The 11,484-nt window shown below is 39.5% G+C and carries 9 protein-coding genes; 3 read left to right on the top strand and 6 right to left on the bottom strand.

The annotated features are described in order from the left end of the window. Positions 1 to 2: 2 nt before the first annotated feature. From leuS to yajC, 5 genes are read right to left on the bottom strand one after another with little or no spacing between them, the layout of a single operon-like run. A complete protein-coding gene (gene leuS / locus G6W43_RS00810) occupies positions 3 to 2,468 on the bottom strand; it encodes a leucine--tRNA ligase (RefSeq protein WP_148824813.1) in 2,466 nt (821 codons plus the stop codon). An 8-nt stretch (positions 2,469 to 2,476) separates the two neighbouring features. After that, entirely contained in the window at positions 2,477 to 2,815 is a 339-nt protein-coding gene (locus G6W43_RS00805) for a DUF6394 family protein (protein ID WP_002942000.1), read from the bottom strand. Between the two features lie 9 nt (positions 2,816 to 2,824). Then, on the bottom strand, positions 2,825 to 3,796 hold the full coding sequence (gene secF, locus G6W43_RS00800) for a protein translocase subunit SecF (RefSeq protein ID WP_009294062.1): 972 nt from the start codon (positions 3,794 to 3,796) through the stop codon (positions 2,825 to 2,827). A 2-nt stretch (positions 3,797 to 3,798) separates the two neighbouring features. Then, complete coding sequence (secD, locus tag G6W43_RS00795; RefSeq protein ID WP_103570025.1) at positions 3,799 to 5,379, bottom strand: protein translocase subunit SecD; 1,581 nt, start codon at positions 5,377 to 5,379, stop codon at positions 3,799 to 3,801. Beyond that, positions 5,379 to 5,651 carry a preprotein translocase subunit YajC gene (yajC, locus tag G6W43_RS00790; RefSeq protein ID WP_103617504.1) on the bottom strand — a complete coding sequence of 91 codons (273 nt, stop codon included), beginning with the start codon at positions 5,649 to 5,651 and terminating at the stop codon, positions 5,379 to 5,381. The genes secD and yajC overlap by 1 nt, the downstream gene beginning before the upstream one ends. On the opposite strand from yajC, the gene G6W43_RS00785 reads away from it, so the two are divergent. Further along, on the top strand, positions 5,627 to 6,919 hold the full coding sequence (locus G6W43_RS00785; RefSeq protein ID WP_194168917.1) for an apolipoprotein N-acyltransferase: 1,293 nt from the start codon (positions 5,627 to 5,629) through the stop codon (positions 6,917 to 6,919). The two genes, yajC and G6W43_RS00785, sit on opposite strands and share 25 nt — an antisense overlap. Positions 6,920 to 6,962: 43 nt before the next feature. Here the strand turns inward: G6W43_RS00785 and metK are convergent, their stop codons facing one another. Beyond that, positions 6,963 to 8,168 carry a methionine adenosyltransferase gene (gene metK / locus G6W43_RS00780; RefSeq protein WP_021084435.1) on the bottom strand — a complete coding sequence of 402 codons (1,206 nt, stop codon included), beginning with the start codon at positions 8,166 to 8,168 and terminating at the stop codon, positions 6,963 to 6,965. Positions 8,169 to 8,306: 138 nt separating this feature from the next. Here metK and sstT point away from each other — a divergent pair, with 138 nt between their 5' ends. Both sstT and G6W43_RS00770 read left to right on the top strand, forming a co-directional pair. Further along, positions 8,307 to 9,674, top strand: coding sequence for a serine/threonine transporter SstT (gene sstT, locus G6W43_RS00775; protein ID WP_411160777.1), 1,368 nt, complete (start codon positions 8,307 to 8,309; stop codon positions 9,672 to 9,674). Positions 9,675 to 9,762: 88 nt separating this feature from the next. Beyond that, the gene (locus G6W43_RS00770) at positions 9,763 to 11,484 is read left to right on the top strand and encodes a M3 family oligoendopeptidase (RefSeq protein ID WP_194168916.1); all 1,722 of its coding nucleotides are present in this window, start codon (positions 9,763 to 9,765) and stop codon (positions 11,482 to 11,484) included.

The following is an 11,484-nucleotide window of genomic DNA, read 5'->3' as shown; positions in this document are numbered from 1 at the left end:
ATTTATCCTTTAATGACAAAATTTACTAATTTGCCTTTTATATAAATCTCTTTTAAAATTTCTTTTCCTTCAAGCCATTTAGCCACATTTTGCTTAGCTTGTTTTAAAATTTCACTCTCACTCTCACTCGCTGCTACTTCAAACTCAGCCCTTTTCTTGCCATTGACTGTAACTGCAAGAGCGATGCTATCTTTTACAAAGACCTCTTCTTTTACAGCTATCTTTGTAAAATTCTTTCTGCCAAAAAGCTCTTCGCTAAGCTCATTTGCGATATGTGGCACGATAGGCTCTAGTAAATTTAAGATGATAAAAAAGCCCTCAGCATTTACGTTCTCATTATCCTGCGCATTTATAGCGTTTAGTGCCTCCATACAAGCAGCGATTAAAGTGTTAAAAGCAAACGTATCGCCAAAAACCTCAGTTGATTTTTTAAGCGCTTCATAAATTTTAAGCCTTGCAAATTTCTCATCTTTATTTAGACTTTCGTGATCTATCTCAGGCAGCTTATCTATCTTTTTGATAGTTTGCGCCTTCTCCCAAAGCCTATTTAAAAACCTAAATGCACCCTCAACTGCGCTGTCGTTCCACTCAAGCTCTTTTTGAGGAGGAGCAGCAAAAAGGATAAAAAGCCTTGCCGTATCGGCGCCGTATCTATTTATGATATCATCAGGATCTACGACGTTGCCCTTGCTTTTACTCATCTTTTTACCATCTTTTAAGACCATGCCTTGAGTTAGTAAATTTTCAAACGGCTCATCGTCTCTTAGATAGCCAAGGTCCCTTAAGACCTTTTGGAAAAATCTAGCGTATAAAAGGTGCAAGATCGCATGCTCGATACCGCCGATATACTGATCTACATTCATCCAATAATTCACACTTTTTTCATCAAGCGCTTTTTGCTCCCAACTCTTCTCATCGCTTGCAAATCTAGCAAAATACCAGCTACTCTCTACGAATGTATCCATAGTATCGGTCTCTCTGATCGCGTCTTGACCGCATTTTGGACACTTTGTAAATTTCCAAGTTGGGTGTTTATCAAGTGGGTTGCCCTCGCCTGTGATCTTGACATCTTCAGGTAGCGCGATAGGTAAATTTTCCTCTTTTTCTGGCACTACGCCGCAGCATTTGCAGTGCACGACTGGTATTGGCGCACCCCAGTATCTTTGGCGAGAAATTCCCCAGTCTCTTAGCTTGTAGTTTGTGATCCTTTTACCAAGACCATCTTTTTCAAATTTCTCTATTATAAAGCTTTTGGCATCCTCTGAACTAAGGCCGTTTATAAGCCCAGAATTTATAGCAACTCCGTATTCTGAATACGCCTTAGAGCCGTCACTCTCACCCTCAAGCGGCTTTACGACTGGTTTTATAGGTAGATTAAATTTACTTGCAAACTCGAAGTCTCTTTGATCATGCGCAGGGACAGCCATAATAGCGCCACTGCCGTAGTCAGCTAGGATGAAATTTGCAACCCAAACTGGAATCTTTTCATTTGTGAGTGGATGAACGACGTAAATTCCTAAAAATTCTCCATCTTTATCGCTTGCTTGACGCTCTCTTGGGCTTTGATTAAGTATTGCTTTTATCTTTGCCTTCTTACTTTCATCAAATTTATCACTTTCAAGAAGCGCTTTTACGATAGGATGCTCTGGCGCAAGGGCTGTGTAGCTAACACCATAAATCGTATCAGGTCTTGTTGTAAATACCTCAAAGCCGTCAAATTTACCGCCTAAAGTCTCTTTTGAGGCCTCATCAAGGCTAAATTTAAACTCCAAGCCGTAGCTTCTGCCGATCCAGTTTTCTTGCATTGTGATGACTTGATTTGGCCATTTACCCTCAAGAAGTTTTAGATCTTCAAGTAGCTCGCTAGCGTATTTTGTGATGTTGAAGTAGTATCCTGGAAGCTCTTTTTGCACAACATCATTACCGCATCTCCAGCATTTACCGTCTTCTACTTGCTCGTTTGCAAGCACGGTTTGATCGTACTCACACCAATTTACGATGGCATTTTTTCTATAAACAAGCCCTTTTTCAAACATCTTTATAAAAAAGCTTTGCTCCCACTTTGTGTAAAGCGGGTCAGATGTGGCTAAAATTCTCTTTTTAGAAAAAGAAAAGCCAAGGCTTGCAAGCTCTTTTTTCATATAGTCGATATTTTCATAAGTCCAAATTTTAGGGTGAATTTTATGTTTTATGGCTGCGTTTTCAGCTGGCATACCAAAGCTATCAAAACCGATAGGATGAAGCACGTTAAAACCACTTTTTCTATATGATCTAGCCAGCGCATCGCCGATAGAGTAGTTTCTCACATGCCCCATATGTATGCGTCCGCTTGGATATGGAAACATACTTAGGATATATTTTTTTGGCAAGCTTAGGTCGTCTTTTGGCTCAAATTCATCATTTTTATCCCAAATTTCTTGCCATTTTTTTTCTATCTTTAAAGGCTCATATTTTCTCTTCTCAGCCATTTTTTCTCCTAAAATTCTTCTTGTGATTTGCTTGATTCTATTAGTACCAAGGCTAGTGAAAAGATATTTGCAATGACTGCGCCAATAGCTAACGAATAGCTAAGTGTCGCATTTTCAGAGACTTGCAAAATAACAAAAGCTGGTATAAGGTGCAAATCAGCAACCAGCGAGCTAGCAAAAAGCTCAGCTGAAAGTAAATTTTTAACACCGATCTTAAGCAAAGTTGAAACCAAATTTATACTAGCTGCCACAAAAAGGGCGATCTCGTTTTTATCATATAAAAACTCCGCCGTAGTCGTAAGACTCATCAGCGCAAAAAATATGTAGATAACTTTTCCCCAGTTCATTATCCCTCCTTACACAACGCCTTTTTCAAACATAGCACGCTCTTTATCACGCTCTTTTTTGATCCTTTGCTTCTCAGCCTCTCTAGCTCTAAAATGTTCGATGCTAAATTTAAACCAGATAAGAAATGGTGATGAGATGTAGATCGAGCTGATCGTTCCTATAACTATACCAACGATAAGGATAAATGAAAATCCATGTATCATATCTCCACCGAATAAAAATAACACAACAACAGTCATCATCGTAGTGGCTGAAGTTAGGATAGTTCTTGAAAGTGTGGCTGAAACTGACTCGTTGATAACGCCCTCGATATCAGTTCTCTTGCTCTCTTTTATGCCTTCTCTTATCCTGTCAAAAATGATGATCGTATCGTTTAGCGAGTAGCCAAGCACCGTTAATACAGCCGCTAGAGTGTCTAAATTTACATCGATATCAAATAGTGAAATAGCACCAACAGTTATAACGATATCGTGAATTTCAGTTGCGATCGCAGCAAGCGCAAATCTCCACTCAAATCTAAATGTGATATAAAGAAGCACGCCAATTAGTGAAATTCCAAGAGCCATCAAGCCCTTTTGCCTAAGCTCGTCACCAACCTTTGGACCAACGATATCAACACGTCTTACTTCAAAATTTCCAGTATCTTTTAAAATTTGCTTTATCTCAGTGCCGATGTCACCAGTTAAATTTGAACTTGATCCTGAAAATCTAATAACAGCCTCATCTTCGCTTCCAAACTCAGTAACAGAGGCGTTTTTAAGCACTTCATTTGTGCCAAAAGCGTCGCGAATTTTATCAAGTGGCGCTTTGGTGTCGTATTTTAACTGGATAAGCGTACCGCCAGAGAAGTCGATGCCGTAGTTTAGGCCCTTTGTTGCAAGTAAAAAGATCGAACCAACAAATAAAAATATAGAAAGTGCGAGTGACACAAATCTAAACCGCATAAAATCATAAACTTTTGCCTTAGTGAAAATTTGCATCCCTAGCTCCTTTTATAACCAAACCAAAGTCTGGTATTTCCGCTTTTTTCTATCTTGTCCATGACTGCATCAAACATGCCATGTGTGCCTAAAATGGCCGTTAGCATCGAAGCCATGATACCTATCGCCATTGTCACAGCAAAGCCTTTAACTGGGCCAGTACCATAAGCATAAAGCACAGCAACTGTGATGATAGTAGTTAAGTTTGAGTCGATGATCGCACTCATAGCGTGCTCATAGCCCTTTTGAACGGCTGTCCTTATCGCCACGCCTTCACGCAAAAGCTCACGTATACGCTCATTTATGATGACGTTTGCATCAACCGCCATACCGATAGTTAGCACAATACCAGCCATACCAGGTAAGGTAAGCGTCGCTCCAAAAAGCGCCATGACAGCGACTAATATAACGACGTCTGCAACTAGCGCGATATTTGCAAAAACGCCAGAAATTCCATAATAAACTAGCATAAATAGCACGACTAAAATAGATCCAGCAGCAAGAGCTACCATACTTTGGTTTATACTCTCTTGTCCTAAAGATGGACCGACACTTCTTTTTTCTAGCATCTTAACAGGTGCTAAAAGTGCGCCACTTCTAAGCGCGATCGCTACGTCGTGAGCCTCGTCAAGTGTAAAGCCACCACTGATCTGGCCACTGCCACCACCTATTCTTTCATTTATAACTGGAGCTGAATATACCTTGCCATCAAGCACGATAGCAAGCCTTTTACCGACATTTGCGCCAGTAAAATCACCAAAAATTCTAGCACCTTCTGAATTTAGTGTGAAATTTATGATCGGTAGGTTATTTTGCTGAGAAAATGCAACTTTTGCGTCAGTTAGCATAGAGCCGTCAAGCACAGGGATATTTTTAACAACGTATTTTACGCGATCATTTTTAGCATCTTTAAAGATTACGTCACCATAGCTTTCAGCCTCAGCTTCGCTCATTGTATTAGCCTGATCTTGTCTTTTGTCATCAACTGCCATAAGCTGCAAGTGAGCAGCCTTTGCGATAAGATCTCTCGCTCTTTGCTCGTCTTCTTCGGTTTTTATGCCAGGAAGCTCGACTAGGATATTATCTTTGCCTTGTCTAGCGACTGTTGGCTCAGCTAGACCAAACTGATCAAGCCTGTTTCTAATGGTCTCAACAGCTTGCGAGATCGCATACTCGATCGTATCAAGTCTCTCTTGCTCTGTAAGAGTGATATGATAGTTTAGACCATCTTTTTTGATATCAAGCCCTTTTATCTCAGCCAAAGCCTTATCAACCTTTGGGGCTTCGTCACTATCAAGTAGCGCAAAATCAACACTATCTTCTTTTATCTTAAATTTATCAATGAGCACATCTTCTTTTTTAGCATAATAATTTATGCTTCCAGCGATTGACTTGATCTTAGAGTGGATGGCTTCGTTAGTTTCAACACCAAGAAGCATATGAAGACCGCCTTGAAGGTCAAGTCCTAGCGAAATTTTAGCTCCGCTTTGAGTCTGAAAAAAAGATGGCACCGAAAAGCCAAAACCAAAAACCAAGGCTAATATTAAGATAATCAGCCTATATGTAACTCTTGCGTTACGCATTATTTATCTTCGATCTTTTTAGCTACAAACTCACGTGCTACACGAACGATTACATCATCGTTAAGTTTAACTTTGATAAAATCATTTTCGGCTTTAATCACTTCGCATATAAGTCCGCCATTAGTTACTATCTTATCGCCTTTGTCAAGAGCTGCAAGCATTGCTGCGTGGGCTTTTTGTTGTTTTTGTTGAGGTCTGATAACCAAAAAGTAAAATATGGCGAAAAGCACAACAAGAGGTAGTAATGATGTTAAAAAATCAGCGTTTTGCATGGATTTCCTTATTTGTAAGATTTTTAAACGGACATTTTAGCACTAAAATTATAATAAAAGCCTTTGTCGGTGCTTTTTTGCTTTCTAATTTCATTTTTTTAGCTATGGCTGAAAATCAAATTTTAAATTTCATCTCACCTTTTCTCACGCTAGCTGGAATTTTCGTCATCATAAATTTAAGCAGAGCTGGCTTTTTCGCAGCTGGATTTTTCACTGGGATTTTGTGGTTTTACTGGATTGGCTTTAGTTTTATCTACTATGAGCTTGTCTGGCTTATCCCATTTGTCATCCTCTTTGTAGCCCTTGTTTATGGACTTTTGTTTTGGATAGCCTCTTTTCCAAGCTTTGTGGCACTAAGAGCCGTTTTGCTATTTTTAATAAGCTACGTGCATCCATTTGGTTTTAACTGGTTTAACCTTGAAGCAACGCTTGTTTTAGGCGCTTTTGAGCCAAATACTAGAGGGCTTATATTTATATTTTTAGCAGCCATTTCTTTGAGTTTAAAAGGTAAAATTTTAAAATTTTTCCTAGCTTTTATCTGCCTCATCGCCGCTTTGCAGTTTAAAAGTAACGAGGCAAAGACTCTACCATTTGACGTGGAGCTAGTAAATACCGATGTCGCTCAAAGAGTGCGCTGGGATAAAAGCTTGCGCATGAAATTTACAAATGAAAATTTAGATATGATAAATAGCGCCATAGCCGAGCAAAAACGTCTCATCGTGCTTCCTGAGAGTGCGTTTCCATTGTTTATGACAAATGAGCCACTGCTTGTTGATGAGCTAAAAGAGCTTTCAAAAAAGATAACCATCGTAGCTGGTGCGCTTGCTTATGAAAATAAGCAAATTTATAACTCTGCATTTTTGTTTCAAGATGGCACTCTAAGGCGAATGGATAAGAAATTTTTAGTGCCATTTGGAGAAGAAATTCCTCTGCCAAATTTCATGCAAGATGCAGTAAATAAGATATTTTTTGGCGGAGCTAGCGACTTTAAAAAGGCTGAAAATTTTAGCGACTATGAGATAGACGGAGTTAAGATCAGAAACGCTATCTGCTACGAGGCAACAAGAGAGGAGCTCTATAAGGGCGAATTTGACGTGGTCGTGGCTATCACAAACAACGGCTGGTTTGTGCCAAGTAGCGAACCTGTGCTTCAAAGGATTCTTATAAAACACCTTGCCACAAAGTATAATAAAGCGGTCTATCACAGCGTAAATGGCTCAAAAAGCGAGATCATAAAGCCTAAAAAAGCGTTTTTGGATGAGTTTTAAAAGGGATATTTAAAGTGGCTTTTAGATAAAGCCACTTTTTTGATTATTTTTTTAATAAAGCCTTGAAAGTATCGACTGCATCAAGCTTTTCCCAAGGGTATTTTGCATTTCCCACTTGGCCTTTTGCAGCTACTTTAGCATATAAAAATGTCTCTTTACTTGGCTTATCAAGACCAAATTTATTAGTTATCCAGCGAGGCGTTAGAGAAAAATGCTCGCTTACAAAATTTGAAAGCATATCGTCATTTACGCCGTTTGCGTGAGTTCCCATAGTATCAACACTAACTGAAGTTGGCTTTGCAACGCCGATCGCGTAGCTTATTTGGACGATACATTTTTTAGCAAGGCCAGCAGCGACTATGTTTTTAGCTATCCAGCGTGCTGCGTAAAGTCCGCTACGATCAACCTTTGTGTAGTCCTTACTTGACTGAGCGCCACCACCTATTGGGCTATATCCGCCAAAGCTATCAACGATTAGTTTTCTGCCTGTTAGGCCGCTATCGTGAAGCGAGCTGTGATTTACATATCTGCCTGTTGGGTTTATATAGATGATCGTTTTTTCTTTATTATATAGCTCTTTTGGAAGGCCAGTTTCGTCTATTAAATTTTGTATTAGTGCGCGAAGCTCTTCTATCTTCATGCTCTCCACGCAAGGCGCAGAAACGACGATAGTGTGGATGCTTTGAGGTTTGCAGTTTTCAAAGTTATCTTTGCTGCCGTAATCAATCGTAACTTGTGTTTTTATATCAACACCAAGTTTATCAGGGTTTGCTTTGGCAAATTTATAGACTTTTTCACAAAGCATTCTTGCATAAGTTATAGCTGCTGGCATAAATTCTTTTGCTTCGCAGCTCGCAAAGCCAAACATAATGCCTTGATCACCTGCTCCAATCTCGCCGTCACTTTGATCAACGCCTTGATTTATATCTGGACTTTGTTGATTTAGGCAAACTTTGACTTCGATATCGTCTGGATGCAAGCACTGCTCTTTTGTAAAGTTGCTCTTTCCGTCATATCCAATATGCGCAAGAGCATCTTTTACGATCTTTTCGTAGTCTTTATAAGAGAGTTTTACCTTTGAGTTTATCTCTCCGCCTATTACTATATTTTTTCCAGCTACAAAAACTTCGCTTGCGACGCGTCCATTTGGATCTTGCGTTAAAATAGTATCAACAATGCTATCAGCGATGATATCAGCGCATTTATCTGGATGACCTGGACTTACAACTTCAGAAGTAAATAGATACATTTTAGTCCTTTTCCTTGGTTAAATTTTCGTGCAATTGTAACAAATCTATATAAAAAGCTAATTAATCTTTTTAAATTTCTTTATATTTAAAAATCATTTAGCTAAAATCAACAAAAAACTAATTTATTAAGGTGTCAAATGAATATGTTTAAAAACATTGCAAGAAGATACGCCGACGGAAATTTGATCGTTCAAATTTTAGTTGGTATCATCCTAGGTGCCCTAGTTGGCTTTTACACACATTATCAAGCAACCCCTTACAATCAAATCTCAGCTAAAATTCAAACCATCCAAAAAGAGAGTGGCTTAAGCGTAGATGAAGTCATAAAAACTCGCCTTAGCCAAGATGAAGCAAAACAGCTTGATGAGGCCAAAGAAAAGGCTAGTTCGGCTGATTCTATCGCTGCTTCAGCCTCGGTTTTAGGAGATTTGTTTAAAGGCGCTCTAAAAGCGATCGCACCTATTCTTGTATTTGTTTTAGTTGCAACCTCTATCATTTTAAAAGATTTTGGCCATACAAAAGGCATGCAAAAGATCATCACACTCTACCTTGTTGGCACCTTTTTAGCAGCTGTTGTGGCGGTTATTGCTAGCTTTTTATTTCCTATCGAGATACCGCTAAAAGGTCTGCAAAGCGCTGATATGTCAGCACCTCAAGGCATCACAAACGTGCTAAAAGATCTTATCTATAAAATGGTCGAAAATCCGATAACCGCCCTAGCAAACGGCAACTATATAGGCATCATCACTTGGGCGATAGGTGGTGGTATCGCTATGAGATATGCTACACCTGAGACCAAAAAAGTATTTAAAGATATAAGCGACGGCGTAACTCATATCGTTAAATTTATCATCAGACTAGCTCCGTTTGGTATCTTTGGTATGGTTGCTATCAGCATTCATGACACTGGATTTGAGGCACTTGCAGGATATCTAAAACTTATCTTAGTTCTTGTTGGAGCGATGCTTGTAGTGGCATTTATCGTCTATCCAGCGATGGTTTTTGCACTAACTAGGAAAAATCCTTATCCACTTGTGATGATCTGCCTAAAAGAGAGCGCGATCTCAGCGTTTTTTACAAGAAGCTCAGCTGCAAACATCCCTGTAAATATGGCGCTTTGCAAAAAGCTTGGACTAAAAGAGGAGCTCTACTCGATCTCTATCCCACTAGGAGCCACCATAAACATGGGCGGTGCGGCAGTTACCATTAGCATCCTAGCGCTTACTGCGGTAAATTCTATCCCATCTATCACAGTTACATTTGGCGATGCGCTTCTTCTTTGCTTCATCTCAGCCCTTGGTGCGTGCGGCGCATCTGGCGTGGCTGGAGGATCGCTTCTTCTAGTGCCATTAGCGTGCGGACTTTTTGGCATCGGCAACGATATCGCTATGCAGTTTGTCACAGTTGGCTTTACGATAGGCGTCATCCAAGACTCAGTTGAAACTGCGCTAAATAGCTCATCAGACGTGCTTTTTACAGCCGTAGCCTCAGAGACTTCAGAATAATCCTCAGTAAAATTTCAGCTAAATTTTAGCTGAAATTTTACTTTTATCCATTTTTTTGTAAAATGTCCCAAAAATTTAAAGGATAAATATGCAAATTTGGGATCTAAAAGCACTTTTTGCAAACGAAAAAGAGTGCGAAAAAAACGCACTAAATTTACAAAAAGAGTGCGAGAAATTTAAAGATAAATACCTTGAAATTTATGAAAATTTAAAAACAGACGAGTTTTTAAAAGCATTTTGCGAATATGAAAGCTTGATAGCTAAAATTTCAAAAGTAATGACTTACGCTTTTTTAAATTTTGCTAAAGATACAAGCAAGGGCGCATTTTACGCAAAGATCGATGAGATAGCGACAAAAGCAAATGAAAATTTGATATTTTTTGAGATCAAATTTAATGAGTTTGCCCCTAAAAAACAAGAAGAGATCATAAAAAGCTCCAAAAAATATGGCTACTATCTAAGCAACCTCGCCAAAGCAAAACCGCACCAGCTAAGCGTTGCAGAAGAGAGAGTCTTGCTTCGCACGGCAAGCACCGGAGCTGAGGGCTTTTCAAGGCTTTTTGATGAGAGTATGAGCAAGATGAGGTTTAAATTTAAAGGCGAGCTTTTAAATGAAGAAGAGATTTTAGCCAAGCTTCATGAGAGCGACCAAAGCGTGCGAAAACTGGCCGCCAAAAGCCTTTCAAACGAGCTTAGCAAGCACCAGCACCTCCTTGGTTACATATATAATATGATAAAAACTGATCTAAAAACGAGCTGCGAGCTGCGAAATTTCAAGCTTCCTGAAGAGCCAAGACACCTTGAAAATCAAATCAGTAAAAAAAGCGTTGATTCGCTAATTGCTGTAACGGAGAAAAATTTTGATCTAGTCGCTAAATTTTACGAGCGCAAAAGAGAGATTTTAGGCCTTAAAAAGCTTTATGACTACGATAGATACGCACCTCTTAGCAGCGAAGGCGAGTATAAATTTGATGAGTGCAAAAAGATAGTTTTAAAGGCGTTTGGGACATTTTCACCTAAATTTGGCGATATAGCCAAAAGTGCCTTTAATGACGGCTGGATCGACGTTTATCCAGCGCCAAACAAGCGAGGTGGCGCATTTTCTCACTCAGGATCAAGCGACACTCACCCTTATGTTTTGCTAAATCACACAAACCAACGAAGAGACCTTTTCACGCTAGCTCACGAGCTTGGTCACGCTGTGCATCAAAAGCTCTCATATAGTGTAAGCTACCTAAACTCAGACACCCCACTAACCACGGCTGAGACAGCTTCAGTCTTTTGCGAGATGCTAGTTTTTGACCACGTAAAAGAAAACCTTAGCAAAAAAGAGAAAATTTCACTGCTTGCTGGCAAGATCGAGGACATATTTGCCACGCTTTACCGCCAGATAAATTTCACCACCTTTGAAAAGGCCGTGCACGCACATGAAGGCGAGATCAGCCTAGATGAGCTAAATAAAATTTGGCTAAGAGAGAGCAAAAAGATGTTTGGCAAAAGCGTAACGCTAAATGACTACTACAAAATTTGGTGGAGCTACATCCCACACTTCATCCATACGCCATTTTACTGCTACGCTTACTCTTACGCGCAGCTTCTTGTACTTGCACTTTTTGGGCTTTACAAAAGCGGCAAATGCAAAAATTTTGTCGAAATTTACACCGAGTTTTTGAGCCTTGGTGGGAGCCTCAGTCCAAGGGAGCTTGTGGGTAAATTTGGCTTTGACATAGATGATAAAAATTTCTGGCAGATCGGCATAAACGAGGTCAAAAAACTAGTAGATGAGTTTTTAGAAATTTCAAAGGATTAA

Source organism: Campylobacter concisus (assembly GCF_015229965.1).
Classification (GTDB): domain Bacteria; phylum Campylobacterota; class Campylobacteria; order Campylobacterales; family Campylobacteraceae; genus Campylobacter_A; species Campylobacter_A concisus_BD.
Note: the sequence above shows the minus strand (reverse complement) of the source record. Positions and strands in the feature narration are given on the sequence as shown.